Raw genomic sequence first — 26,848 nt, 5'->3', positions numbered from 1 at the left:
GTCGGCAACTGCGACCACGCCTTCCCGACGCGGTCGCAGCTCCGATCGTCATCAGAAGTTGAAGTCGGTCGACAGCAGTTTCGAAACGCCATGGACCATCATGCTGAAGTCCGGCACCCCGTCACCGTTGACGTCGCCTGAGACCAGCATGCCGCCAGCATAGGCCTTGATCTGCAGTTCTCCGGCCTTCTTCGAGAAGTTGGCGCCCCAGATCGGCGTGAATGTGTCATTGCGCGAGGTGTTGCTGTTCGCGTCGATCCCGCGCAGGTCGATCTTGTCCTGGCGGCTGACGAAGTCGAAGATCTCGTCGAAATCGTTATTCGCAACACTGCTCTGATCAAAGACAAATGCGTCCTTGCCGGCGCCGCCATAAAGCTTGTCGTTGCCGCTACCGCCGTTGATGATGTCGTTGCCGTCACCGCCATAAACAGTGTCGTTGCCGGCACCAGCGCTGAGCCGGTCGTTGCCGCCAAGTCCGCTGAGGACCTGGCTGCCTGCATCCGAATTGATGTAGTTGGCCAAGCCGTTGCCTGTTCCGTTCACCGCTGACCCGGTGAGGTTCAGGTGCTCGACTTCAGCACTCAGCGTGAAATTGACACTGGCGTTGACCGTATCGATCCCGCCGCCGGCAACCTCGTTCACCGTCGTACCGGTGGCGCTTACCGTGTAGAAATCATCGCCCGCCAAGCCAAACAGCTTCGAAGCAATGCCCTTGTCGCTCAAGTTGTCGACGCCTGCCGTTCCATTGATGACCGGCTGCGTCGGCGCTGGCGCCGGTGTCGGTGCAGGTTCGGTGGTGGTTGTCGTCGAGGTGGGGCTTGTTGAACCCGATGTAGTGCTATCGGCGGGGACCGGTTCGACCAAGACGGTGCCGGGTGAAATTGTGCCGGACGTATCCGTCGTCGTTGTCGTTGTCGTTGTCGTTGTGGTCGAGGCTTCCCAAGCCAGCTGACCAGCCCAGGTCAGCACGGCCCCAGCTGTGATTCCGTCAATCTTGGCCAGATCTTCAAGCTTTGGCAGCGTGGCGAGGCCGTTTATGAAAACTTTACCATAATAACCTGCAGCGTTGGGGTCAGCGCGGGTGATGATCATGTTGCCCGACTGGACCGACGTCGAATCGGTGTAAACGGTGACGTGGCCCAGCAGATTATTGGTGATCGTCAGTGAAGAGCCTTCGGCGGCGATCAGGCCGGGCGAGCCTTTGACCATGCTGTTGTCAGGCGCGATCGCGGTGTTGCCGGTCACGATCCCTTGGACGTGCTCAAGCCGAAGCGCCTGGTTGTTGGCGTTCGAGATGATGTTGTTCTGAATGACTACATTCTCATAGCCAAACGGCGTCGAATTGTTGGCAAGGAAGATCCCCAGCATCGCTGTGCCGGTGCCCTGGGTCAGGAAGTTGTCCTTGATGATGATGTTCTTGGAAGCTGTCGTTTGGTAATTGGCATCGGTCCATATGTGGATCAGGTCGCCGTGGTCGCCATAGCTGGTTCCCCAGGCCCACGGCGTATAGTTGTAGGTGTGGTTTGACGAGATCGTGATGTCGTTCAGCGCGGAGCCAACTATTGGCGATGAGCGGAGGTCGTGGATTTCGTTGTTGTGAATGGTCACGCCATTCGACTGCGCCATCACGACGCCCTTGTGGAACAGCGAAATGTCGTTGCCTTCGATGCGGATGTCGCTCGACTTGTTGATCATGATGCCGCGGCCGACGGGCAGGCCAAGCACGTTGCCGGTTGCATCGAGCACGGTCGAGCTGGGATCCACGCCGTTGACCGAGGGGCCGCCGGTGATCTTGGAGTTGAGCACGCTGATCCCGCTGGATTGGGTGATCGTGATCGCGCTGCTTGCCGAGGTGCTCGTCGCGCTCGGGATCAGCTTGTAGGTCAGGCCGTCCAGGACAATGCCGGTAGAACCGAAGATGACCACGCTGTTGAATACCGGCGGGTTGGACGGATCAAGGGCCGTGATCTTGATTGGCGTGTCTGCAAGCTTGTAGCGGATCGACAACGACGGATATTCGCCCGCCGCAACCTTGATCTCGTCGCCTGCCGCCGCCTTCGAGATTGCGTTGGCAAGTTCGGTGCTATTCGTGACAGTCCAAATGGCCATGACCCGGTATTTCCCTTTTTGGTTCATCGGCGGGATACCGGCCGGGTATTAAGGCTTGATGGAAAAGATCAGGTTAATTCGCTAGTCACAGGTTTGACACCATGAGCTTTCACCCGGAGTTAGCCGAGTCCGGTAAACATAGTCATAACAAGACCTTGCGCGCTTATTCAGCGATAAGTCGCCCGCGCAAAACGTCGATTCCTTCAAGGCGGCGCACCGCCAAAACGCAGCTAATCGCGCGAAAGGCCATTAATGAAGAGATGCAGGCGGCCAAGCCGGTGGCGCCCCATGTCCGGACAAAGAACGGAGCGGTTAGCACGATGGCGGCCGTGGTCATCAGATTGACCCACAGATTGATCCGCGGATGTCCGCTCATCGCCAGGACCATGCTGGCCGATCCGGCAAATGTGAAGGCGATCTGTCCCAGCAGCAGAACGCGCAGGACAGTGGCGCTGGCGGCGAATTCTGGGCCCACCAGGCCTAGTAGGTAAGGCGCAAGGAGCAGGACAATCAGCGCCAGCGGCAGGACAAGAGCGAGGGATAGCATGGTAGCCTGTCCCGCCGTCTTTGCGGCGAGCTCCTTGTCGTTGGCATGGAAGGCGGCACTGACCGGCGTCGAGTAGGTACCCAACAGCCCCAGCGTGATGATCGAGAACGATACCGCGAATTGGGACGCAACGCGAAACAGGCCGGTCTCTGCCAGACCGCCAATGGCTGTGATGGTAACGAGGCCATACCAGTCCGCAAAGTTCTGGGCGATCGCCACGCCCCACAACGGCCAGGCGGTTGCATAGAGCTTGCGCATGTCGACCTGCCAGGCATCGCTTGCGCCGCTGGATTCGCGCCAAGCGACGACCATGCCGCCAGTCGCTGCAATGCACCCGGCGATCAAGGTGGCGAGCAGGATCTCGCTGACTGTTCCGGCCAGGCCTGCCGCAATCAGGACGACCGTAAGCAGTGGCACGGACAGCATTTCAATCGCTTGGCTGGTCAGGAAGTAGGACTGGGCGCGAAGGATTGTCGCCAGCATTCGCAGCAGGGTGCGCGACAACAGGATAAGGCAGAGCAGCAGGATGCTGCCTTGCGGCAAATCAGGGCGGCCCAGCATGTGGAGGAAGGGGCCGGACGCAACGGTTAGAATTCCGGCCAGGGCGATTGCTATCCCGAGCGACTGGCCTAGCACCAGGGCCAGGCTACGACGCGATACCGACTTGCCCTGGACCTTGGCTTGCGGAAACTCTCGGGCGACAGCCAGATCGAGGCCGCCGATGGCGATCATGGCCAGGAAGATGGCCGTCTGCGAAACGATCGCATACTGTCCGTTCGCGACCGGGCCGAACAGTCTTCCGATATAGATCGTGACGGCAAAACCGGCCAGCACCCCAAGCCCGCGCACGCCCAACGAGGCCATCGGCATGATGTAGGGCTGCAGCTTTTCCAGAAGCCTGGCTTGGAGTGTGCCCATGATCAGGCCGCCGCCCGTTCGATTGCCGCGCAATAGCTGGAGACGATCGCTTCACGCTGAAAGCTTCGGGCGCCGTCGTGCAGTTGCCAGCCGGCCAGCTGGGTCTTGATCTCGTGCTGGGATTTCAGTGCTTGCACTAAGGCAGCACCAACACGCTCGGGATCTTGCGCTCGGGCGGCAAGGGCAAAGGGCAGATTGTCGAAATAGCCATCAACGGCTGCCCCTGCAGGATGGACTATCGGCGTGCCCGCCAACAACGCCTCGACAAAGACCATGCCAAAGGTTTCGCGGCGCGAGGGCAGGGCAAACACTGCCGCATCGTTCATCCAGTCCTGAATGCGTTCGGGCGGGATATGGCCAGACAGAGTCGTTATCTCCGCAATCCCCGCAGCTTCAATCAGCTGTCCGACCTTGGCTGTTGCGACATTGCTGCCTGCTCCGGCAATCTTGAACCTCAGCGCAGGGATCTCGCGGCGGGCAAGGGCAACGGCCTTAACCAGGGTCTGCAGATTCTTATTCTGCCAGAAGTCCAGATTGAACGCCGTGCAGACCGTGTCTTGGTTTTCGCTTGGCGCCAAGATCCGCTCGCTCGCGACGATGCAGGGCAGATTGGAAACCGGCCGACGGCGCCTGCCAAAGCGGCCCTGGCACCAGGCTGCGATCCACGGGCTGAATGCAAACACATGGGCCGCATCGTGCCACGCTGCACTGAAGTGCCGATGCAGGTCGCGGCGGGCAGAGATCACTTTCTGGTCGGTGTTGCCCTGTAGCGACATCACGAAGGGCTTGCCGAGGCGCCGCGCCAGAGCTTGCCCTGCCAGCCCTTCAAAGCTCAGCTTGTGGGCATGGATCACGTCGGGCTCATATCCCAACGCTGCGATGTCTGCAGCGATCGCTGCCGCAACACCCTCCATCGATTTGGCGAGCATCAGACCCCAACGGGGTGCGTGGTAGCGCATTGGCACTAGCGCGAGGCCGCGCTCCACAACCTCCGTGCTGCCCGGCTGCACCCATCCTCTCCAGCCGTTCGCGCGGTTGAGCGAATAGACACGATGATCGAGCTGCCCAGCCGTCGCCTCGACCAGGTTAGAAATGGCACGCGTCTTGGCCGGTTGAAGCGGATCGGGATAGTCAGCCGAAATGTGCAGGACCCGCAGCATGATCGTCGCTTGCCGGAGTGGAGCGCTGACGTCGAGCGGATTTACCAATCCCGGTCTATTCCCCTGTCACGGTTTCGGCTGTCCCCACCAGAGCCGCCGCATCGGGTGAGGCGCGGCTGGACTTGAGGTTCGGGAGGGTAACTCCGTCAAGTGCCGATAGGGTCCCGGTCAGCAGCGGGACATCCCCCTTGCCCTTGACCCTGCGGAAGTGATCGGAGGGATCATAGAGTGTTAGACCATCCGACATCTTGGTCGGATCAAGCTGGCCCATGGCGGCGAGCAGTGTGGCGCGGCTCTGGTACTCGTCAGCCAGTGCCGCATTGTAGGCATTGCGGACATTCAGCAGGTCGCGCGCCAAATCGAGCACATCAAGCGTGCTGCGCATCCCGGCCCGCTCCTGCCGCTGTGCGTTCTCGTAGGCACGCTGGGCACTTTCCACCGCCTGACGATAGTGATCAATCGACATCCTCGCGGCGAGCAGGTTGTTCCAACCGGTCGCCACTGCCGTGCGGCTGTCACGCTGGGCGGCTGCGATCAGTTGCAGATCGGCGGAATTGGCCTCGCGCGCTTGGCCGGATTCGGCTGAACGGGCACCGCTGTCGAACAGCGGGACGGACAGCGTCACCGTGCCGCGAACCCGCGTGCCGCGCAGGTCGCGAGTGTACTCCGAGACCGAGCCATAATCAGCCGTTCCGCGGAAATCGACGCGCGGCGCCGCCTCGGCCCGGGTCCCGGCCAGAAATGCGCGCGATACCCGTTCACGCGCCTGGGCCGCGCGGACCAGCGGGCTTTCGGTATCAGCCAGCCCATAAGCCTCAGACAGTGCGGTGACAGGCAATGTCAGCGGCTCGGGCGGGGCGAGTTCGCCCGGCGGCATCCCAACCGCGCGATAGAACCGCGACTGGATTTCACCCAAGCGTGCCTGCGCATCGAGCAGAACCGTTTTGCCAAGAGCGAGCCGGGTTTCGACCTGCTGGACATCCGCTAGGGTAATCTCGCGCACCGCAAAGCGGGCATTGGATTCTTCCAGCTGGCGCTGCAGCAGAGCGACGTTCTCGCGCGCGATCGTGACGGCACCAGCCTCGCGCAGTGTGCCGACATAGGCCGCGATGACATCAAGCATCACTTCGTTCTGGACCAGTCGCAGCGACTCGCGGCGGTACTCGATGGTGGCCGCCGCCTGGCCAACCCGCGCCTGCGAGCGGCCGAAGGTCAACAGCGGCTGGCTGAGGATCAGGCTGGCGGTGTCGCTCCAGCCCTGCTGGCGCAGGAAGCTGCCGGGCAGGACCTCGTCGCGATCGCGCGTGTAGGACAGGTTGGCACTGGCATCGAGCCGCGGTCCGAATGCGGCGCGCGCTGCCGGATAGCCGAGATCGGCGGCGCGGCTCGAGGCGCGCTCCGCCAGTAGGCGCGGGTTGGTTTCGTAACTGTAGGCGATCGCCTGGGCGAGGGTGCTGGCCGAACCAGGGCTGGTCGGCTGCTCGGGCGGCTCGATCGAGGAATAGGCCGCTGGGATGAACTTCGCTTCGGGCGGACCGAAGGCCGGTTCGGGATAGATAACCTGTGCCGGCGCGCCCACCGGCACAGTCTTGGCAGCAGTCGTTTCAACCCGGCGCGGCGGGCCGGCCGGGGTTGGCTCCTGCGCGATAGGCGCAGGCGTGAATGCGGCCAGCACCAATTCACCCACTGGCAGCTTCGCCCGCGGCACGGCCACTGGCTCGGCCACTGGCTCGGCCGGTCTGACGGGGGCTGGCTGTAGGGTGGCAGGGATTGCCACTGGCTGTTGAACTGGCGCCTTGGGTGCAGCTGCGGCAAGCACCTCGGCCAGTGGCTTTGCCTTAGGTGGCAACACAGGAGCGGGATTACTGGGCGGCACTGCCGATGCAGCCTTTGGCACCTCGGTCGCAGCCAGCTTGACTGGAACGGCCTGGACCACAGGGGCAGCAACATAGGCCGGTGCCGGCTTCGCTGCCACCGGATAGGCTGGGGTCGCCGTGGCCTTCACCGGGTGCGGGGCGTCAATCGCTTTCGGCGCTGGTAAGGGCGAGGCGGGAGTGCTGGCCTGAGCCTCACCTTGCACCGCCGCCTCGGCTGCTACGGATAGTAGATCGACCCGGGCCACTGCAGCGGGCTGAGGGGGCAGTTCCAGGCGCGCCAGGACCACTGGTTGAGGCGGGAGCGGCTGAACCAGCGGTTCCGCCACAAAATTCGGGGTGGCGGTCGGTTTGGTCAACAACGGCGGTGGAGTATCGGCTTGCGCCAGCAAGACCGTCGCAGATTGTAATGGCGGCACCGAAGAGGCCGGCTCCGCTATCGGCGCTGGTAGCGGCTGCACCACGGGCCTCGCCACGAAAGCAGGCGATGGCTCGGGATCTGCCACGACTAGAGCGGGCAGGGCAGCGACAAGGTCGGGCGGCGGCAGCGTTGGCAAGGCCAATCGTTCGGCTTGGGTCAACGGTTCGATCGGCGGAACAAAGGTGGGTTCCGGCAGCCGGAAGGAATCTTTAGACCCCGGTTGCATTTCCGTTGCCGGGACGGCCGCTGCGGGCGCTTGCCCGAAAGCCGGTTCGATTGCGGCAAGCCGCTTGGCTGGATCTGCGACAACTTGCGGCTGGCTTGCGCCTTCTGGCTCAGGCGCCAAGGGCGGCGCGGCACTGCGCTCATCCGCGCTGGCCAGCAGCCAGGCACCCGGCACGGCAGCGGCAGAGGCGAGCAAGCCTGCTATCGGACGCTTCATTTCCCGAATCCCGAGCTGCGGGGCGCGACCTTACCCCAACTGTTTCAAGTTGGGACAGGCTACGGCAGCCCGGGAATCTTTGCACCGGCAACACTGATGTTTTCCACTATCCGGCGATGACTTGAGCCCGACTTGTCAGTTGTCCCTGAAGGCCCGCGCAAACTGGTCGCGTAGCGGCTTGGTCAGGTAGGATAGCATCGAACGGCTGCCGGTCTCGATAAAGGCTTCGGCCGGCATTCCCTGCCGCAGCTTCAGTTCCGGATAGCGTTTCAGCATTGCGGCATCGATCCGCACCCGGACCGGGAAGAAGCTGCTGCCGTCCCGTTCACGCACGGTTGGATCTGCCGCAACGTAGAAAACTTTGCCGGCGATTTCCGGTGTGGCGGTTGAATTGATTGTGCTGAACCGGATTCGGGCTGGTTGTCCCACCTGAACCTGCTCGATATCCGCTGGCGAAATCGCCGCCTCCACGATCAGGTTATCGTCTACCGGTACGATTTCCATGATTGGTTCGGCTGGACGAACCACCCCGCCGACACCCGTAAAGGCAAGCTTTTCGACCACCCCGGCATAGCTCGCCTTGACGACGCTGCGATTCTGGCTGTCGGCTGCCGCAATATTGCGCAATTGCTGCTCGTTCAGCGCCGCGTTTACCGTGGCGAGCTCGGTGCCGGCATCGGCACGGCGCTGCTGGCCCAAGAGGACAATCTGCTGGCGGGTTTCGCCGATCCGTGCCTCGGTCTGGGCGATCGTAGCGTAGAGCGCGCCGACATTGCCCTTTAGGTCAACTGCTGTGCGCTCCAGTTCGTTCTTGCGGCTGATCGTCACCAGGCCGCGATCCCAGAGTTCCTGTACACCCTTGCGCTCGGGCTCAATCAAGGCGCTCTGCTGGTTGAGTGCACCGATCTGGATGCGATAGCCGGATATCTCGCGTTGGAGCTGCGTCACGCGGGCTCCAAGCTGGGCGCGCTGGCTGGCCTCCTCAACCTGACGCAGGCCGAACAGCCGCCGTTCGTATTCCATCGCTTCCTTGGCGCCGGGTGAGGTCGAGTTCAGCAGGGCATCGGGGAAACGTATGGTCGGCAGGCTGACCTGCTCGGCCTCAAGCCGCGCGCGCTTCGCCAGCAATTGATCGACGGAGAGGGCCGAAATCTCCGACTGGCCGCTAGTAACGCCATCGTCAAACCGCAGCAGTGGATCGCCAGCCTTCACCCGGTCACCATTGCGAACATAGAGATAGGCGATCACCCCGCCGTTGGGATGAGTCACGCGCTTGGCGCTGCTTTCCATCCCCACCTGGCCCGAACCGATCACCGCGCCACCAATCGGAATCAGCGTTGCCGCAGCAAGCAGAACGGGAACTAGGATGCCAATCCCCCAAAGAACCTTGCGCGTCTGCTGGCGCAGTTCACCCTCGGGTTCAGCTGCCTGCTCTGGGGCGGCAGTTTCCAAGGCGGGAAACTGGTGAGTCATGTCCATTCGGGTGCGATCCCTTGTATGTGGTTAAGCGGCTGCGGGCAACTTCCGACCGTCACCCTGGCGAAGTAGCGGGGCGAGCACCTCGTCGCGCGGGCCAAACCCTTCCATCCGGCCATTGCGGAGCAGGACGATGTGCGTAGCCTGGGCGAGAATTGCCGGGCGATGGGCGACAACGATCACGATGCAGCCACGGTCCCGAGCCGCGGCAATGGCCGTTTCCAGCGCCACTTCGCCTTCCTGGTCGAGGTTCGAGTTGGGCTCGTCCAGTACCAGCAGGAATGGGCTGCCATAAAGCGCACGGGCCAAACCAATCCGCTGGCGCTGACCGGCCGAAAGCCAAGAGCCATCGCGACCGATCGGGGTTTCGTAACCCAGTGGCATCCGTACGATCATATCGTGCACGCCGGCCAGCTTGGCGGCCTCAATCACTGCGTCGGAGTCGGTGCTGATTGCAAAGCGCGAGATGTTTTCGGCGATGGTTCCGTCGAACAACTCAACCGACTGCGGGAGATAACCGATCGCCTGACCGAGCCGTTCGGCTGGCCATTGATCGATCGTCGCACCATCAAGCCGAACTGAGCCGCGGCGAGGCGCCCAGGCGCCGACGATCGTGCGGGCGAGAGAGGACTTGCCAGCGCCGCTCGGCCCGATCACCCCGACGACCGAGCCAGCCGCTACGGCAAACCCGACGTTGCTGACCGCCGGCATCGGGTGGCCCGGAGGGGCGGCCTGGACGCCCTCAAGGCGCAGTTCATTCTGTGGCAGGGGCAGGGCAATGTTGCTGGATGCCAGTGCTGGCACCTCATCAAGCAACTGATTGAGCCGCGCCCAGCTGGCTTTGGTCGAAGTAAAGCTGCGCCAGTTGCCGATTGCCATATCAATCGGCGCGAGCGCGCGGCCAAACAGCAGCGAAGACGCGAAGATCACCCCGCCGCTCGCCTTGCCATCGATCACCAGCAATGCGCCGACCGACAGGATCGCGGACTGCAGAAACAGGCGAAATACCTTGGAAAAGCTGCCCAGCTTGCCGGCGGCGGCTGACAGGCGATCCTGCGCGATTAGATAGCGCTGGTTCACCTGGTCCCAGCGGCGCTCCATCGCGCCGCGCATGCCAAGCACGGTCAGCACTTCGCTATGCCGCAGCGCGGTCTCCGCCTGGCCTGAACGTTCGGCGATCAGCTGACCTAGTTCGCGGCTCGGCTCTGCCCCAACCCGATGCGTGGCGACTGCCAAAGCGATCAGAACAATCGCCCCGGCCAGTGCAAACAGGCCCAGCCAGTAATGCAGCAGACCAAGGACAATCAGGAAAAAGCCGATCCACGGCAGGTCGAGCAGGGTGGCTGGACCAGTGCCAGTCAGGAAGGTGCGGACCTGATCAAGGTCACGCATCGGGGCAAGGCCATCGCCTTCGGTCTTGCCGTTGAGCCGCGCCATGTCGTTCATGGCACGCTGGACTCGGCGGCTTAGCTGGCGTTCAAGCTGGGCGCCAACGCTGGCCAGCAGCTTGCCACGGCCATGTTCAAACAGGCCCTGGAAGCTGTACGCAATCGTTACGAGCGTAAAGAGTCCGACCAGTGTTGGCAGCGAATGGCTTGGCAGAACCGAATCATAAATCATCATCAGGTAGAACGAGCCGGCCAGAACCAGCACGTTCAGCACTGCGCTGAGCACGGCCACTGTTATTAGCGTTGCGCGGTAACGCTTTAACGCGGCCCCCAATTCCCCGGTCCAAAGTGCCAAGTCTGCCTCCGCCAGAGCCGCTGCAAATCCCGCAAATCTGCGGAAACGACCCCTTTGAGGCGAGGATTAGGTCGGCATGGTCAAGATTGACTTAATGCCGAACCCTTATTTTTTATCTACGGGGAGTGCCTCCGGTCCGCCTCGGCATTGCCCGGCCGGTGTGCCCTTGAACAGCGCACAGTCGAACTCGATCGTTTCGCGGTTCTGATCATCGAGGACATAGCTCATGCTGATCCGGTTACGTGCCTGGGGCGGGACGGGATAGCCACGCGGAACGGCACTGCGATCAGCCCAGGCCATGACCCGGCAGTAACCATTGCCGCCGCACAGCCGGCGTGCCATCGCAACCGCCCCCGATGCGCCTGTCCCCGGCTTCAGCCCCACCAGAAAGGCACCGCCGTCTGGATGGGGAATAACCAGCTCTCCGGCGGTTTTGCCAGCAGCCAGACTGCCGACCTTGGCCACATCTGCCGCCTCGCTCGCCGCGTCCATGGCGGATTCGCTAGCGAGCGGATCGGGTACCTGCACCTGCTGGACCAAGGCGGTGAAGCTGGGCTCACCACCGCGATAGCGTGACTGGACCGCAGCCGGCGTCCCCCAGAAACCGCGCCAGCGGAAGAACAAGTGGGTATCGACCTGGGCAACCTTGTCGAGACTGGGGCTCCAGTAAGGATAGACCCAGTTGGTGTGGTAATGGGTGGCAAGGCCTACTGGCTTGTAGACATAGCCATCGAGGGCCTCGCGGGCCCGCTTGCGGGCGGCTTGCCAGGCCACATCCGGATAGCGGCGAGCGAGCGAGCCATCGCAGGTATACGTAAACTGACAACCAGTCGCACGCTCAGAACCCTGGAAGACCACGCCGCAGATCGTCTTCGGGAATGCGGGGTGTCGCACCCGGTTGAGCACGACCTGGATCACTGCACGCTGGCCGGGATCGCTGCCGCCCGCCTCAGCCATGGCAGTCAGCGCAAGGCATTCCGTCGCCTGAAGCCGGTCAGCGGCCGAGCCAGTGAAATTGAAGGCACGGGCAGGCGTGATCGGGCCTTTGACAAAGGGCACTGCCGCATTCTGATTGAGCGCAGTGAGCGGATCGAGCGATGGTTGCACGATCGGTTCTGATCCGGGCTTGCCCGGCAGGACGGCCAGCTCGCGCTGCCGCGCCGCCTGACCGCCGGGCGTGCGAGCGGGATCGCCGAACAGGCCCTGCTGCCAGGCCAGGGCCAGGACCCCGAACAGGGCTATAGCCACGGCAAAGCCGATGATCAGACGAACATTGGACATCGGCACGCGGGCCGCAGCGGCGGGCATGGTCAGAACGCCTTGTGGTGTATCAGCACCCGCACCGTGCCGATCATGATGCGGAAATCACGCCACAAGGTCCAACCCTCGAGATACTCGATGTCAGAATTGAGCCGCTGGGTCAGGTCTTCTTGCTCTTGCGTCTCGCCCCGGAAGCCCCGGATCTGCGCCAATCCGGTGATCCCGGGCTTCAACGCATGGCGTTGCCAATAGTTCGGGTCGATTTCCCAGAACAGCTTCTCACCGGCGCGCGAACCCAGCGCATGGGGGCGGGGGCCAACCAGACTCATGTCTCCCAGCAAGACGTTGAACAACTGCGGTAGCTCGTCGATCGAGGTCTTGCGGATGAAGGCACCGACACGAGTCACTCGGCTGTCACCAACCGAAACCGACTTGTTGCCATTGCTGTCAGTCGCCTCATGGCGCAGCGAGCGGAACTTGTAGATCCGGAACGGACGATTGCCGTAGCCGACCCGAGACTGGCGGAACAACACGGGGCCTGGACTGTCGAGCTTAATCGCAATTGCCACTACCAATAGCAGAGGTGCCAGCAGCAGCAGGGCAAGTGCCGAAACCAGGATATCGACCAGCCGCTTCTTGATCCGGCTTGCCACGGAGAGCTGGCCGCGATTGACGATCAGCGTCGGCCGATCGCCCATGCGACCGATCCCGATGGCACCGATCGGCAAGTCAGACGGCATGACAACCTCAGCCTGGATATCGAAGGCTTTCAGCATCAGGCTCCAGGCGCTGGCGCGCTCGGCATCGTTGCAGATGACAACGACCTTGTCATGGTCTGCCAGTACTGAACCGAGGCGAGCGACCACGTCTGGGTCATTGCGTTCAGGGCTAATGCCTTCGGCCTGCGCATCTAAAGTGGTCAGTCCCGGATCTGCCGGGGGCGGTGCGCCATCCAGCAGGACGATTCGACTGGTCCAGAATTCATCGCGATTGTGCAGAAACAGGGTCAGGAAGATGATCCGGCCGGCACCAATAAACAAGGCCGACAAGACAATGGCGGTGAGCAGCGATAGACGCGACAGCGTCAGGCCGTGCGGCTGGAAGAACAGAATGGCGATGCACAAGGCACTGGCCATCAGCAAGGTCCGCTCGCCCAGCATGGCCGAACGCAGCCGCGAGCCGAACGCATCGCGGGTAACGCTGCCGCTCGACAGTGCGAGCATGGAGTAGATAACGCAGAACAGAACCGAGACTGGAAAGCCGTACAGCTGCAACCAATAGGCCCCGCGCCAATGCGAAGCTATCGCAAACCCAGCCTGGATCGAAGTCAGGTCGCACAGCAGCATTGACCCGTAGCTGATCAGCCGCAGGGCCTCGCGCTTGTTCAGCGAGTCACCAAACAGACGGGTATTACTCATCGCGGCCTGCTCGCGGGCGAATGCAAGTTCCTGTTCCCTCACCATGCTGCAGGAACCTCGAATATAGGCTCCCGGGTGCAAAACTGACAATGCCCGCCACGCGAAATCACGCAGCGGGCATCAACAGTGCTAGCAGATGCGGGTAAACGATCAGTTCTTGTCCTGGTCGACCAGCTTATTTGCGCCGATCCAGGGCATCATGGCGCGCAGGCGGGCACCCGTCTGCTCGATCGGGTGGGCTTCGGCCGCCTTGCGGGCGGCCTTCAGTTCCGGCTGGCCGGCGCGGTTGTCGAGTACGAAGTTCTTCACGAAGCGGCCCGACTGGATATCAGCCAGCACGCGCTTCATCTCGGCCTTGGTCTCGGCGGTGATGATCCGCGGGCCAGTGGTGATGTCACCATATTCGGCCGTGTTGCTGATTGAGTAGCGCATATTGGCGATGCCGCCTTCATAAAGCAGGTCAACGATCAACTTGGTTTCGTGGAGGCACTCAAAATAGGCCATTTCCGGGGCATAGCCCGCTTCAACCAGGGTTTCGAACCCAGCCTGGATCAGGTGCGTGATCCCGCCGCAAAGCACGGCCTGCTCACCGAACAGGTCGGTCTCGCACTCTTCCTTGAAATTGGTCTCGATAATGCCGGAACGGCCGCCACCAACGCCCGAGGCATAGGCAAGGGCGACGTCGAGGGCATTGCCAGTCGCATCCTGATGCACGGCGACCAAGCACGGCACACCGCCGCCGCGCTGGTACTCGCTGCGCACGGTGTGGCCAGGACCCTTCGGCGCGATCATGATCACGTCGATGTCTGCGGGTGCTTCGATCAGGCCGAAGTGAATGTTGAGGCCGTGCGCGAAGGCGAGGGCCGAACCGGGACGCAGATTGCCCTTGATGTCATCGGCCCAGATCGCAGCCTGGTGCTCATCCGGGGCGAGAATCATCAGGATGTCGGCCCATTTGGCAGCTTCGGCGTTCGAGAGGACCTTGAAGCCGGCAGCCTCGGCCTTGCGCGCACTGGCCGAGCCGGGACGCAGCGCAATCGCTACTTCCTTGACCCCGCTGTCGCGCAGGTTCTGCGCATGGGCATGGCCTTGTGAGCCATAGCCCAGGACGGCGATCTTCTTGCCCGTGACCAGGTTCAGGTCGCAATCGGCGTCGTAGTAAACCTTCATGTCAGTCCCTCAGTTCGTCATTCCCGCGAAAGCGGGAACCCATCTCCCGCGCTTTCGTGAAGCTGTACCGTCCGGTGATGGGTCCCCGCTTGCGCGGGGATGACGGTATGTGAGTTATGCGTTCCTCGGCTAAGCCGCCTCGGCCCCGCGCATCATGCCGACCACCCCGGTGCGGCCTACTTCGACCAGTCCCAGCTCGCGCATCAGTGCGACGAAACGGTCGATCTTGCCGGGGTCACCGGTCAGTTCGAAGACGAAGCTGCTGGTGGTCGTGTCAATCACCTTGGCCCGGAACACCTCGGCCAGGCGCAAGGCCTCAACCCGCGCGTCGCCCGTGCCCTTGACCTTGACCAGTGCCAGCTCGCGCTCAACGTGGTCGCCAGCCTCGGTCAGGTCGATCACCTTGTGGACCGGCACCAGCCGCTCGAGCTGGGCATGGATCTGGTCGATCACCGCCGGCGGGCCGTGGGTGACGATCGTGATCCGGCTGACCGCGTGGTTTTCGGTGATGTCGGCCACGGTCAGGCTGTCGATGTTATAGCCGCGCGCGGTGAACAGGCCGGCGATCTTGGCCAGAATCCCGGCCTCGTTGTCGACGGTGATGGTCAGGACGTGGCGTTCGGCCGCCTGGTGCTTGATCTTCATCATGGCCTGCCCCTTACACCAGCGCCTTGGCTTCGTCGTCCATAGTCCCGGCAACGGAATCGCCATAGAGGATCATGTCGGTGTGGGCCGCGCCGCTGGGGATCATCGGGAAGCAATTTGCTTCCTTGTGGACCAAGCAATCGACGATCACTGGTCCCGCATGGTCGATCATCGCCTGGATCCCGGCATCAAGCTGACTTTCGTCCTCGATCCGGATCCCCTTCCATCCATAAGCCTCGGCCAGCTTCACGAAATCGGGCAAGCTGTCCGAATAGCTCTCCGAGTAACGGCTTTCGTACGTCAGTTCCTGCCATTGGCGGACCATGCCCATCCATTCGTTGTTGAGCACGAAGACCTTGACCGGCAAGCGGTACTGCGTGGCCGTGCCCAGTTCCTGAATATTCATTTGGATCGAGGCATCGCCGGCAATGTCGATCACCAGGCTGTCCGGGTTACCCAGCTGCGCGCCGATGGCGGCCGGCAGGCCATAGCCCATCGTGCCGAGCCCACCCGAGGTGAGCCACTTGTTGGGCGCAAAGAAGGGGAAGTACTGCGCCGCCCACATCTGGTGCTGGCCAACTTCGGTAGCGATCACGGGGTCGCGTTGCTTGGTCAGCTCGTACAGGCGCTCGATCGCGAGCTGCGGCATGATCGCCTGCTTGTTAGCCGGATAGGCCAGGCTTTGGCGCGCGCGCCAGCCGTTGATCCGGGCCTTCCACTCGGTCAGGTCCTGGCCCTTGCGGGTCCCCCAGGCGTTGAGGAGTTGCTCGAGCACGAGGGTGCAATCGCCAAGGATCGGAAGATCGACCGGCACGGTCTTGTTGAAGGACGATCGGTCGATATCGATGTGGATCTTGGTCGAATTGGGAGCGAACGCGTCAAGCCGCCCGGTCACCCGGTCATCGAACCGAGCGCCCACACAGACGATCAGGTCCGCCTTGTTCATCGCCATATTGGATTCATAGGTGCCATGCATGCCCAGCATGCCCAGCCAATCGGCATGGTCCGCTGGGAAGGCGCCAAGGCCCATCAGCGTTGACGTGACTGGTGCCCCAGTCTTGGCCTGCAACTCGCGCAGCAGTTCGGTGGCGCGGGGGCCTGAATTGATCACGCCGCCGCCGGTATAGAAGATCGGGGCCCGGGCATTGGCGAGCAATTCGATTGCGCGGGCAATATCCTTGTCAGTACCGCGCAGGGTCGGGGTGTAGCGGTTGGGCCGCTGCGGCGCGCCATCGGTGTAGCTGGCGACCGCAACCTGCACGTCTTTCGGAATGTCGATCACGACCGGGCCTGGGCGGCCCTGGGTTGCGATCTGGAACGCCTCGTCGATCGTCGCGGCCAGGTCCGAAGGGTCTTTCACCAGATAGTTGTGCTTGGTGCAGTGGCGCGTGATGCCAACCGTATCGGCTTCCTGGAACGCGTCCGAGCCGATCAGGCCGGTCGCGACCTGGCCGGTAATGACGACCAGCGGGATCGAATCCATGAAGGCATCAGCAATTCCGGTAACCGCATTGGTTGCGCCGGGGCCGGATGTGACCAGCACGACGCCTGGCTTGCCGGTTGAGCGGGCATAGCCTTCGGCGGCATGGGCGGCCCCGGCTTCGTGACGCACCAGGATGTGGCGAATGCGGGGATCGGCGAACAGCGCATCGTAAATCGGCAGCACAGCGCCCCCGGGATACCCGAAGACGAATTCGACCCCCTGGCGGACCAGGCTTTCGACCAGGATGCTTGCGCCGCTGCGCTCTTCACTCACCGTAACAGTCCTTCATTCGTATTCCCGCACCCTTGAAAGAACCGACCCGGCACAGTTGCCTGTGCCGGGTCGCCCTCTCCAACTCGTGCGGGCCTGCCATGGGCAGGTAGTGATCTGGCCCTAAGCGACAGTAAATAACGTGTCAAGCGCTAATGTTGTAATAATGATGCGAATTGATGGCCTAGATCGACATTTTGGGACTCAATTTGCTGCCAATTGGCTGGCGGCTGGTTGCGGAACCAGGTGTATTGGCGCTTGGCATAGTTGCGGGTTGCCTGCGCTCCGCGCTCAAGCAGTTCTCGTCGCGTAATCTCTCCGGCCAGGAAGGCGCGGATTTCCGGTACCCCAATGGCCCGCATGACGGGCAGGGCAGGGTCAAGCTGGCGAGCGAGCAGGGCTTGGACCTCGGCAATTGCCCCTTGCTCAAGCATGAGCCCAAACCGCCGGTCGCAGCGCTCGTAAAGCCAGGCTCGGTCCGGCAGGAGCACGACCGCGTGAAGCGAGACGGACTGGCCAATCCCGCCTTCCCGGCGCGCTTGCCAGGCGGCCAGCGGCTGTCCGGTTGAACGGACGACCTCCAGCGCGCGGGCAATTCTGGTCGTGTCATTCGCCGCGAGAAGGGCTACCCGATCTGGATCTTCCTGTCGCAAGGCCAACCAGGCTTCGGCCACAGGCAGGGCGCGTACTTCTTCCCTGATTGTGGGATCGATCGGCGGCACTGGCGCAATCCCGTCCAGCAGTGTCCGCAGGTAGAGACCGGTCCCGCCGACCAGGATCGGGACCGCTCCATCAGCCTGGGTGGCATCAATTTCGGCCCGCGCAGCCTTTGCCCAATCGGCTGCCGAGCAGGCTGTCGCGCCGTCCCAAGTGCCGAACAAGCGATGTGGCACGCCTTGCATTTCTTCTTGCAAGGGACGGGCGCTTAGTATGGCAAGATCGCCATAGACCTGTGCGCTATCAGCGTTGATCACCACCGCCTTGCGCCCCTGCGCCTTCAGGGAGAGTGCCAGCCGCACGGCCAGATCGCTCTTGCCGCTGGCGGTCGGCCCTGCGATGAGCGCCAGCGGCGGCCGTTCGCTGTCCGAATCTGAAGGGGAATCCTGCGTGCTCATTGCCCGGGTGATAGCAGAACCGGCGATCTTGTCCGCCCATCTCGATGCCGCGGTCCATGCGATCGAGGCGCAGGGCGCGCGGGTGATCGGCGCCGATCCGCTGCCGGCGATCGATCAGGTGCTGCAGGTCATGACGCAGGACGGCGATCCCGCCGCAATTCGGGGCGTGCTGGATCGTCACTTCCAGCCGTCGGACCTGCTGATTGCCGATCATCTGCCGCAAGTTCCGCAAGTCTTCGTGTCGGACATGGATTCGACCATGATTGGCCAGGAATGCATCGATGAACTGGCCGATTTCGCGGGTCTCAAGGACCAGATCGCCGACATTACCGAGCGCGCCATGCAGGGCGAGCTCGATTTCGCCGAAGCCCTGACCGAACGCGTGCGGCTGCTGGGCGGGTTGGGTGAGGACGCAATCCAGCAATGCCTGGATGAGCGGATTCGCGACATGCCGGGCGCACGCACGCTCGTGGCAACACTCAAGGCCCATGGCTGCAACACCGTGCTGGTCACGGGCGGCTTTCACCAATTTGCCGATCCGGTGGCCGAGCGGCTGGGGTTTGAACGCGTGGTCGGCAACCGCCTGGCCGTGAGCCACGGCAAGCTGACCGGCGGGCTGGTCGGTGACATCGTCGACAGCGCGGTCAAGGAAGCGGTATTGCGCGGCGAGGTCGAAGCGCGGGGCGGGGCGGCCAGCCTGGCCACCGGCGATGGCGCCAACGATATCCCGATGCTGGTCGCGGCCAGCTATGGCGTGGCTTATCACGCGAAACCCAAGGCCCGCGCCGCCGCGAACGGTGCGATTGACCGCGGCGATCTGACCGACGTACTGCGGCTGCTGGGGATTCCAGAAAGTGACTGGAATTAGATAGTTAGCTGATACTGACACACTATTGACATTTCTGTAAGTAGTTCGCATTATCGTGTTCGCTATGAACATGATGACCGCACCGCTCGAAGCCAGGCCCTCGCTGCGCCAGGCCCATGTCGATTTCGCCGCACCGGACCTGCCGCTGATGCTGCCGGGGCGCCCCGAAATGCGCTATGACTTGCCCAAGGCCTGGCGCAATTTTCGTGAGCTGGTGAAGGACAAGGAAGACACGTCCAAGGTCACCCCGATTTTCGAAGCTCTGCCGTGGCGCGGAGTTTATGACGCTGCGCTAAGCTTCCTGAAGACCGAGCGTGCGCAGGAAATCCGCCGCAAGGAGCCTTCGCTGATGAAGCTCCTTGACGATCACGAAACGCTGCGCAAGATGCACAAGGGCAGCCTGGCCCACGTCTATTGCGACTTCATGGAGCGCGAAGGTCTCTCGGCCCACGGCCTTGTGGACGAGCTCGACAAGGATCGCCCGCTCAACTTCTACTGGGAAGATCAGGTCACCTGGTATTTCAACCGGATGCGCGACACGCACGACCTGATGCACATCCTGTCCGGTTTCGGCCGCGATGCGCTGGGTGAGCAGTGCGTGCTGGCCTTTACCTATAGCCAGCAGCCAAGTCCGGCTCACCTGTTCCTGGGCTATGCCGGTGCGGTGGAGATTGCCAAGCGCAAGACGGTGAAGGTGCCGGTGTTTCGTGCGGTGCGCGAGGCGCAGAAGATGGGTAAGGCCTGCCCGCGTCTGGTTGAAATGTGCATTTCCGACCTGCTGCCGCTGCCGATCGAGGAAGTGCGCGCCAAGCTCAACATCAAGCCGCCGAGCTACTACCAGCAGGCGCACGCGATGTGGCGGGCGGCGGGGATCGATCCCTATGATCTGATGGCGCCAGCCAAGCAGGCCGCCTGATCAGGCAGCCTAACGCAGGTCCTTGCGGATCACCAGCTTCAGGCCGGACCAGACTTCGTCCACCGCGCAGACCTTGGTGTCGACCAGGCCGAGCGGCAGGCAGACTTCGCGGATCGTGTCCTCGGTGATGTCGGTCTGGACCTTTGCGGCCTTTTTCGGCCAGCTCACCCAGATCTGACCATCGGGCGTGATCTGGTGGCGCAGCGCGCCCAGCCGCGCTTCCAGCACTGCGCGCTCCGTCACGAAAACATGTGCGGCGTCGATCCCTTCGGCCGGGTCGGCGATGAAGTGCAATTCCAGCGCATATTCGTCGATTTCATCGGCAACGGATTCGGGCATGGCATCGAACCACACCCGCATCCCGTCACGCAGGTTGAGCTTCTTGGCCAGCGGCGTGCCGGAATAGCCCGCCGTGCTCACCGGCTCAGCCTTCCATCCAGTCGCGGAAGAAGCGCTCGTTCGCTTCTTGCAGTGCACTCAGCTTGACCGGCTGGCCATTGATCACCAGTGCATCGCCGCCAACTGTACCAATCTTTTCGAACGGTACCTTGCTGCGGTCCAGCGGCTTGTCGGCCGGGTAGGTGACCAGATACCGCGACTGGGTCTCGTTGAAGGCGAAGGCCGTATCCATTGGATCGATCGCCGCACCCAAATTGCCCGCCAGCGCCATTTCCGCGATCGCGACCAGCAGGCCACCGTCGCTGATGTCATGAACGGCGGTCACTGCGCCGTCGGCAATCAATTGGCGGATCACTTCGCCATGGAAAAGTTCGTCGCCCAGATCGACCTTCGGCGGATCGCCATCCTCGCGGCCATGGATTTCGCGCAGCCACAGCGATTGGCCAAGCTCGGGATAGCTTGGGCCAATGATCGCCAGGCATTCGCCTTCGGCCTTGAACGCGATAGTGGCCATGACCTCGTAATCGGCCATCAACCCGACGCCGCCAATCGCCGGAGTGGGAAGGATCGCCGAACCACCGCCGGTCGCCTTGCTCTCGTTGTAGAGGCTGACGTTGCCTGAGACGATAGGATAGTCGAGCGCCCGGCAGGCATCGCCCATGCCACGCAGGGCTTCGACGATCTGTGCCATGATTTCAGGACGCTGCGGGTTGGCGAAGTTCAGACAATTGGTGATTGCCAGAGGCTTAGCGCCAACAGCTGAGATATTGCGATACGTTTCGGCGACGGCCTGCTTCCCGCCTTCATAGGGATCGGCATAGCAATAGCGCGGGGTGCAATCGGTGCTGATCGCCAGCGCCTTCTTCGTCCCGTGAATGCGCACCACTGCCGCATCGCCGCCGCTCTTCTGCAGGGTGTCGGCGCCAACCTGGCTGTCATACTGCTCCCAGATCCAGCGCCGGCTGGCGAGATCGGGGCAAGCCATCAGCTTGAGCAGGTCTGCGCCCAGGTCCGTGCTCTGCGGCACCTCGCCCAAAGGCTTGACCTTGGCCCAGGCCTTGTATTCCGCCAGGCTCAGCGCCGGGCGGTCATAAAGCGGGGCGTCCTCGGCCAATGGACCGAGCGGAATGTCGCAGACCGTCTCGCCTTGCCAGGTCAGCACCATGTGGCCGGTGTCTGTCACTTCGCCGATCACGGCAAAGTCCAGCTCCCACTTGCGGAAGATCGCCTCTGCCATGGCTTCCTTGCCGGGCTTGAGCACCATGAGCATGCGCTCCTGGCTTTCGCTCAGCATCATTTCGTAAGGCGTCATGCCTTCCTCGCGGCACGGCACCTTGTCCATGTCGAGGATGATGCCAGCCTTGCCGTTGGTCGCCATTTCCACCGAGCTGGAGGTCAGGCCCGCCGCGCCCATATCCTGGATCGCGACGATTGCGTCGGTCGCCATCAGTTCGAGGCAGGCCTCGATCAGCAGCTTTTCGGTGAAGGGATCGCCGACCTGCACGGTCGGGCGCTTCTCGTCAGACTTCTCATCGAAGTCGGCGCTGGCCATGGTCGCGCCGTGGATCCCGTCGCGCCCGGTCTTGGAGCCGACATAGACGATCGGGTTGCCGATCCCGGTGGCGGCCGAATAGAAGATCTTGTCGGTATCGGCGATCCCCACGGTCATCGCATTGACCAGGATGTTGCCGTCATAGGCCTGGTGGAAGTTGGTCTCGCCGCCCACGGTCGGCACGCCGACGCAGTTGCCATAGCCGCCAATGCCCGCGACCACGCCCTGAACCAGCGATTTCATCTTGGGATGGTCGGGCCGGCCAAAGCGCAGCGCGTTCATATTGGCGACCGGGCGCGCGCCCATGGTGAACACGTCACGCAGAATGCCGCCAACGCCAGTTGCCGCGCCCTGGTAGGGCTCAATGTAGCTCGGGTGGTTGTGGCTCTCCATCTTGAAGATCGCGGCCTGGCCATCGCCGATGTCGATCACCCCGGCATTTTCGCCTGGGCCGCAGATCACCCAGGGGGCCTCGGTCGGCAGCTTCTTGAGGTGGATCCGGCTCGACTTGTACGAGCAATGCTCCGACCACATGACGGAGAAGATGCCGAGCTCCACCAGGTTCGGCTCGCGCCCCAAGGCGTGCAGGACGCGCTGGTACTCGTCTTCGGAAAGCCCGTGCTGGGCGACGATTTGGGGAGTAATCTCGGCCATGGGCGGCCCTTAGCGCCCACCTGCGGCTAAGGCTAGCCCGCGAGGATATCTTCCCCACCTTCAAGGAAGGCATCGATCAGCTTGGGGGTTTCATCGCTGTCAACCAGGGTGCCCATGAACTCGGTCGCTGCGGTCAGCAGGCCCTGCTCCAGCGTTTCGCCAAAGGCAACTTGCCGCGCCATCCGCTTTGCCGCGGCGACGGCATGGGGCGGATTGGCAGCCAGCTCTGCCGCGATTTCAAGCGCGCGGTCGAGGGCGGAGGGAACAACTTCATCGACCAGACCAATCCGCAGCGCCTCGTCCGGGCCAACCACGCGGCCGCGCATCACCATTTCGCGGGCTCGCGATAGGCCAACGGTCCGGGCCAGCAGTTGCAGTCCGCCGACGCCCGGGATGATGCCGAGGCGGGTTTCGGGCAGACCGATTGTGAAATCGCCCGCCTCTGCAATCCGTATGTCGCAGCACAGCGCAAATTCGCAGCCGCCGCCCATGCAGATGCCGTTGATCGCGGCGATGGTCGGCTTTTCGCAGGCCAGCATTAGGTCGATCAGGGCATAGACCGGTGAGGCCGCTCGATCCCCGCCCGGCTGGATTGCCCCGGCCCGCAGCGCGTCCGCCACCGCCTTGATCTCGCCTACGTCATAGTGCCGAATGAACACCCCGGGCAGGCCGCCGGTGAAGACGATCACACGAATTTCCGGAGCGGCGAGGGCGTCCTGCAGGGCGACCAGCAGCTGCGCCGCGTTGGCTGCATTCATATAGCCGCGCGGCGGATTGGTCAGCGTGATGATCCGGACCGGGCCCTTATCGTGGGTGGATACCTGGCTCATGCCTGCGAGCTCTCGCTTTTGCCCATCCACCAGGCGGCCAGCGTCCCCAGGCCATAGGCGAAGAAGGCGAGTAGGCTGGTCCCGGCAGTCACTTCGGGCTCCACCGGTCCGAACCAGTTTACCGCCTGGAGTGCGATTAGGATCATGGCCAGCGCAATCACGCGCAGTCCCGCAGGCTTTCGGACCTTCGCATACCACCATAGCGCACCGAAAGTGATGCCCAGTTCGAGCGGTATTTCGACCATCGGATGGTTCCAAAGACCCAAGCCGAGCTTGGGCGGATTGCCGGCAAGGGTCAGGTCCGGCACGTGCACCAGCAGGTCGAGGAACCAATGCGACAGCACCACCGCGCTGCCGATCAGGGCGGCCGAGGGGTCCTTGCTGCCCAGCCAGATCAGCCCGGCAAACACCGCCGCAAACCCGGCCGAGCCCAGCAGGCTATGCGTGATCGGCATACGATAGAGGTCCATCGGGTTCATCACGCTGATCCCGGGGGAAAAGCGCATGTGCTCTACGCCCAGCAGCAGGAGGCCAAAGAAGGCCCAGTCGACCAGCTGCGCTGCCACGAACAACACGCCGATTTTCGGCGCGCGCTTGCTGGCCGCTGCGGCGGCGAGGGCGGGCGCCCAGTGACCGATGAACATGGCTTTCCCCCTCCCGTCAAAGCCCTATTGCGAAGTGAGTTTCTGCACCGCGAAGACTGCGAGGCCGCTGGCCAAGGCCGTGGCCGATGCGCCCCAGGCAATGTCGATCAGAGTCATCTGGGTGGACCAGACCTTCAGCGTGGCCTGGTTGGTCAGGTCATAGGTGGCATAGCACAGCGCCCCCAGCAGCGCGCCGTTCAGCACGCCATAGGGCACCCCTTGCGAGAGACCTGGCCGGACTGCGAACCACACCATCCCGGCGATATAGAGCGCGTAGAAGACCAGCGCCGGAACCATCCTGAAACTGTCGGCCAGCATTTCCCCAATCAGCGGGCGGTAAAGGTTGGGTGCGGCCCAGCGCAGCCACAGCGCATCGAGCACGCCAAAGGCCACGGCGGCAGTCACATAGGCGGTAATCCACTGCATCGACATTCTCCCTTTGCCGATCAGCTTGACCGGCGCGGCGGGCGCGGTCAATGCTGTGCGACGATGAGCGAGGACAATTCCGATATCGCCGACCTGAGCTTCGAAGACGCGCTGCGCGCACTCGAAGACATCGTGCGCAAGCTGGAGGGCGGGGAAGTGCCGCTCGACAGCTCAATTGTGCTCTACGAGCGGGGCGAGAAGCTGCGCCAGCATTGCCAGGCCCGGCTCGATGCGGCCCAATTGAAGATCGAACAGATCATTGCTGGGGCCGACGGCCAGGCAGCCGGAACCCGCCCGTTCGATTCAGAAGCCGGACACTGAATCATGACCGGCAAGGCAACGCCGCTGCTGGCTGAGGCGATCCGGGACATCGGTACTGATGTCGCCGCTTTGTTCGATGCGCTGCTGCCGGTGCCAGAGGACCCGCGCGCCCGGCTTGTTGAAGCCATGCGCTACGCTCTGCTGGGCGGCGGCAAGCGGCTGCGGCCGCTGCTGGTCACTGCCACGGCCGCGCTGTATGGCGTGGACCGTTCTGCTGCGCTCCGTGTCGGCTGCGCGATCGAGGCGATCCATGTCTATTCACTGGTCCATGATGACCTGCCCTGCATGGATGACGATGCCCTGCGCCACGGCAAAGCGACCACCCACCTCGCCTTCGACGAGGCGACGGCGGTCTTGGCGGGCGATGCACTGCACGACTTTGCCTTCGAGATCCTGGCCGATCCCGTCACCAGCGGTGATCCTTTCGTTCGGGCGGAACTGATCCAGGTCCTGGCGACCGCCAGTGGCTGGAACGGCATGGCCGGCGGGCAGATGATGGACATGGTGGCCGAAACCACCACTTTCGATCTTCATACCATCACCAAGCTGCAGCAGCTCAAGACTGGGGCCTTGCTGGGTGCATCGGTCGAACTGGGCGCGGTGCTGGGCCGGGTGCCGCAAGAGGGGCGCGCACACCTGCGTGGCTATGCCCGCGATATCGGCCTTGCTTTCCAAATTGCCGACGATCTGCTGGATCACGAGGGCGATGCCGAAAAGGCTGGCAAGGCGGTGGGCAAGGATGCGGCGGCCGGCAAGGCCACCTTCGTTTCGCTGCTCGGCCCGGACCGGGCGCGCGATCAGGCGCGGATGCTGGTTGATCAGGCCATTGCGCACCTGGGCCAGCATGGGGCAGAGGCGGACCTGCTGCGTGATCTTGCGCGGTTCATTGTGGAGAGGGACCACTGATGGAACGGGTTGGGGTATATCCGGGGACGTTCGACCCGATCACGCTGGGTCACATGGATATCATCGCCCGCGGGGCGAAACTGGTCGACCGGCTTATCATTGGCGTCACGACCAACATCGCCAAGTCGCCGATGTTTTCTGATCCCGAGCGGATCGACATGGTCAAGCGCGAGGTGGCTGCCCTGGGGGTCACCAATATCGAGGTGGTCGGTTTCAATTCGCTGCTGATGGATTTTGCCGAAAGCCAGGGCGCATCGGTGGTGATCCGTGGCATTCGTGGGGTGACCGACTTTGAGTACGAATACCAGCTCACCGGGATGAACCGCCAGCTCAACGCCCGGGTCGAAACCATCTTCCTGATGGCCGACGTCTCGCTTCAGCCAATCGCCTCGCGCCTGGTCAAGGAGATCGCGATCTATGGTGGCGACATCTCCAAATTCGTTACGCCCACCGTTTGCGCCGACGTCCTGGCGCAAATTGCCAAGGCGGGCGGCGTGCGCGGTTAATAGTCTGCGGCCATTCATTGCCACGACAGGCTGACGCGGCTATCCCGCGCCAGCACGAGCGAACCTCCAGATTCCGAGACCTGACCTGATGATCCGAGCCAAGTTTACTGCCGTTGCCCTGGGCCTGGCCCTGATTGCCGGACCCGGCTTGGCGAAAGACAAGGCGCCGCCGGCCCCTGCCGCTCCGGTGCTGAGTGCGGTGATCAATCCTGATCCAGCCTTTGAACCCGAGAATATCCTGGTCCTTGACCTGTCGAACGGCGGCCGCGTGCTGATCCGGCTGATGCCGGCCTGGGCACCGGGTCATGTCGAGCGGATCAAGACCCTGGCCGCTCAGGGCTTTTACAACGGGATCATTTTTCACCGCGTGATCGACGGCTTCATGGCCCAGACTGGTGATCCGACCGGAACGGGGCAGGGCGGCTCGCCGCTGCCGGACCTCAAGGCGGAATTCAACTACATCCCGCACGTGCGCGGTTCGGTCTCGATGGCCCGCACGGATCAGCCCGACACGGCCAACAGCCAGTTCTTCATCGTGTTCTACCCGCGTTTCGCGCTCGATCACCGTTATACTAACTTCGGCCGCGTGATCGCAGGCATGGACTACGTCGACGCGATTGAGCGGGGCGAACCACCTGCAAACCCGACCAAGATCCTCCAGGCTTCCATGCTCAGCGAGGGCAAGCCGCGCCCGGCTGCTCCAGCAGCCGCCGCGCCGGCTGCGATCTCGGCCGACATGCTCACCCAGTCGAAGTCCAACTAGCCCACTTTGCCG

General features: G+C 62.9%; 23 protein-coding genes. 6 read left to right on the top strand and 17 right to left on the bottom strand.

The window, feature by feature from the left end; translation table 11 throughout:
- Positions 1-51: 51 nt before the first annotated feature.
- From FRF71_RS14275 to miaA, 12 genes are all read right to left on the bottom strand, one after another.
- Complete coding sequence (locus FRF71_RS14275; RefSeq protein ID WP_161597985.1) at positions 52-2,109, bottom strand: right-handed parallel beta-helix repeat-containing protein; 2,058 nt, start codon at positions 2,107-2,109, stop codon at positions 52-54.
- 163 nt (positions 2,110-2,272) lie between these two features.
- Positions 2,273-3,574 carry a lipopolysaccharide biosynthesis protein gene (locus FRF71_RS14270; RefSeq protein WP_147091283.1) on the bottom strand — a complete coding sequence of 434 codons (1,302 nt, stop codon included), beginning with the start codon at positions 3,572-3,574 and terminating at the stop codon, positions 2,273-2,275.
- Positions 3,575-3,576: 2 nt separating this feature from the next.
- On the bottom strand, positions 3,577-4,584 hold the full coding sequence (locus tag FRF71_RS14265; RefSeq protein ID WP_420359385.1) for a glycosyltransferase: 1,008 nt from the start codon (positions 4,582-4,584) through the stop codon (positions 3,577-3,579).
- Positions 4,585-4,789: 205 nt separating this feature from the next.
- Complete coding sequence (locus FRF71_RS14260) at positions 4,790-7,471, bottom strand: TolC family outer membrane protein (RefSeq protein ID WP_147091281.1); 2,682 nt, start codon at positions 7,469-7,471, stop codon at positions 4,790-4,792.
- Between the two features lie 135 nt (positions 7,472-7,606).
- A complete protein-coding gene (locus FRF71_RS14255; protein WP_147091280.1) occupies positions 7,607-8,950 on the bottom strand; it encodes an HlyD family type I secretion periplasmic adaptor subunit in 1,344 nt (447 codons plus the stop codon).
- A 24-nt stretch (positions 8,951-8,974) separates the two neighbouring features.
- The gene (locus FRF71_RS14250) at positions 8,975-10,690 is read right to left on the bottom strand and encodes a type I secretion system permease/ATPase (RefSeq protein ID WP_161597984.1); all 1,716 of its coding nucleotides are present in this window, start codon (positions 10,688-10,690) and stop codon (positions 8,975-8,977) included.
- A gap of 105 nt (positions 10,691-10,795) precedes the next feature.
- Positions 10,796-11,998 carry a cell wall hydrolase gene (locus FRF71_RS14245; protein WP_238339266.1) on the bottom strand — a complete coding sequence of 401 codons (1,203 nt, stop codon included), beginning with the start codon at positions 11,996-11,998 and terminating at the stop codon, positions 10,796-10,798.
- Positions 11,999-12,000: 2 nt separating this feature from the next.
- Entirely contained in the window at positions 12,001-13,368 is a 1,368-nt protein-coding gene (locus tag FRF71_RS14240) for an exopolysaccharide biosynthesis polyprenyl glycosylphosphotransferase (RefSeq protein WP_161597983.1), read from the bottom strand.
- Between the two features lie 150 nt (positions 13,369-13,518).
- Complete coding sequence (ilvC, locus tag FRF71_RS14235; RefSeq protein ID WP_147091277.1) at positions 13,519-14,538, bottom strand: ketol-acid reductoisomerase; 1,020 nt, start codon at positions 14,536-14,538, stop codon at positions 13,519-13,521.
- A gap of 129 nt (positions 14,539-14,667) precedes the next feature.
- Positions 14,668-15,183, bottom strand: coding sequence for an acetolactate synthase small subunit (ilvN, locus tag FRF71_RS14230; RefSeq protein WP_147091678.1), 516 nt, complete (start codon positions 15,181-15,183; stop codon positions 14,668-14,670).
- A gap of 13 nt (positions 15,184-15,196) precedes the next feature.
- Positions 15,197-16,939 carry a biosynthetic-type acetolactate synthase large subunit gene (gene ilvB / locus FRF71_RS14225; RefSeq protein WP_147091276.1) on the bottom strand — a complete coding sequence of 581 codons (1,743 nt, stop codon included), beginning with the start codon at positions 16,937-16,939 and terminating at the stop codon, positions 15,197-15,199.
- Between the two features lie 149 nt (positions 16,940-17,088).
- The gene (gene miaA / locus FRF71_RS14220) at positions 17,089-18,051 is read right to left on the bottom strand and encodes a tRNA (adenosine(37)-N6)-dimethylallyltransferase MiaA (RefSeq protein WP_147091275.1); all 963 of its coding nucleotides are present in this window, start codon (positions 18,049-18,051) and stop codon (positions 17,089-17,091) included.
- Here miaA and serB point away from each other — a divergent pair.
- Positions 18,044-18,919 carry a phosphoserine phosphatase SerB gene (gene serB / locus FRF71_RS14215; protein ID WP_147091274.1) on the top strand — a complete coding sequence of 292 codons (876 nt, stop codon included), beginning with the start codon at positions 18,044-18,046 and terminating at the stop codon, positions 18,917-18,919. The two genes, miaA and serB, sit on opposite strands and share 8 nt — an antisense overlap.
- A 64-nt stretch (positions 18,920-18,983) precedes the next feature.
- Positions 18,984-19,835 (top strand): ubiquinone biosynthesis protein COQ4, encoded by an 852-nt coding sequence (locus FRF71_RS14210; protein ID WP_238339264.1) that lies wholly within the window; start codon positions 18,984-18,986, stop codon positions 19,833-19,835.
- Between the two features lie 9 nt (positions 19,836-19,844).
- Here FRF71_RS14210 and FRF71_RS14205 read toward each other — a convergent pair whose 3' ends face one another.
- From FRF71_RS14205 to FRF71_RS14185, 5 genes are all read right to left on the bottom strand, one after another.
- The gene (locus tag FRF71_RS14205) at positions 19,845-20,195 is read right to left on the bottom strand and encodes a DUF3052 family protein (RefSeq protein ID WP_147091676.1); all 351 of its coding nucleotides are present in this window, start codon (positions 20,193-20,195) and stop codon (positions 19,845-19,847) included.
- A gap of 64 nt (positions 20,196-20,259) precedes the next feature.
- Positions 20,260-22,440, bottom strand: coding sequence for a phosphoribosylformylglycinamidine synthase subunit PurL (gene purL / locus FRF71_RS14200; RefSeq protein ID WP_147091273.1), 2,181 nt, complete (start codon positions 22,438-22,440; stop codon positions 20,260-20,262).
- A gap of 32 nt (positions 22,441-22,472) precedes the next feature.
- Positions 22,473-23,270 (bottom strand): enoyl-CoA hydratase/isomerase family protein, encoded by a 798-nt coding sequence (locus FRF71_RS14195; RefSeq protein ID WP_147091272.1) that lies wholly within the window; start codon positions 23,268-23,270, stop codon positions 22,473-22,475.
- A complete protein-coding gene (locus FRF71_RS14190; protein WP_147091271.1) occupies positions 23,267-23,914 on the bottom strand; it encodes a hypothetical protein in 648 nt (215 codons plus the stop codon). The genes FRF71_RS14195 and FRF71_RS14190 overlap by 4 nt, the downstream gene beginning before the upstream one ends.
- Positions 23,915-23,938: 24 nt before the next feature.
- Positions 23,939-24,340 (bottom strand): DUF2177 family protein, encoded by a 402-nt coding sequence (locus FRF71_RS14185; RefSeq protein WP_147091270.1) that lies wholly within the window; start codon positions 24,338-24,340, stop codon positions 23,939-23,941.
- 63 nt (positions 24,341-24,403) lie between these two features.
- On the opposite strand from FRF71_RS14185, the gene FRF71_RS14180 reads away from it, so the two are divergent.
- The 4 genes from FRF71_RS14180 (at position 24,404) to FRF71_RS14165 (ending at position 26,836) form a co-directional block, all read left to right on the top strand.
- The gene (locus FRF71_RS14180; RefSeq protein WP_147091269.1) at positions 24,404-24,661 is read left to right on the top strand and encodes an exodeoxyribonuclease VII small subunit; all 258 of its coding nucleotides are present in this window, start codon (positions 24,404-24,406) and stop codon (positions 24,659-24,661) included.
- 3 nt (positions 24,662-24,664) lie between these two features.
- Positions 24,665-25,567 carry a polyprenyl synthetase family protein gene (locus tag FRF71_RS14175; RefSeq protein WP_147091268.1) on the top strand — a complete coding sequence of 301 codons (903 nt, stop codon included), beginning with the start codon at positions 24,665-24,667 and terminating at the stop codon, positions 25,565-25,567.
- The gene (gene coaD / locus FRF71_RS14170; protein ID WP_147091267.1) at positions 25,567-26,073 is read left to right on the top strand and encodes a pantetheine-phosphate adenylyltransferase; all 507 of its coding nucleotides are present in this window, start codon (positions 25,567-25,569) and stop codon (positions 26,071-26,073) included. The genes FRF71_RS14175 and coaD overlap by 1 nt, the downstream gene beginning before the upstream one ends.
- 88 nt (positions 26,074-26,161) lie before the next feature.
- Positions 26,162-26,836, top strand: a complete 675-nt coding sequence (locus FRF71_RS14165) for a peptidylprolyl isomerase (protein WP_147091266.1) — start codon at positions 26,162-26,164, stop codon at positions 26,834-26,836.
- Positions 26,837-26,848 lie beyond the last annotated feature (12 nt).

The sequence above is a fragment of the Novosphingobium ginsenosidimutans genome (genome assembly GCF_007954425.1).
GTDB lineage: Bacteria > Pseudomonadota > Alphaproteobacteria > Sphingomonadales > Sphingomonadaceae > Novosphingobium > Novosphingobium ginsenosidimutans.
Note: the sequence above shows the minus strand (reverse complement) of the source record. Positions and strands in the feature narration are given on the sequence as shown.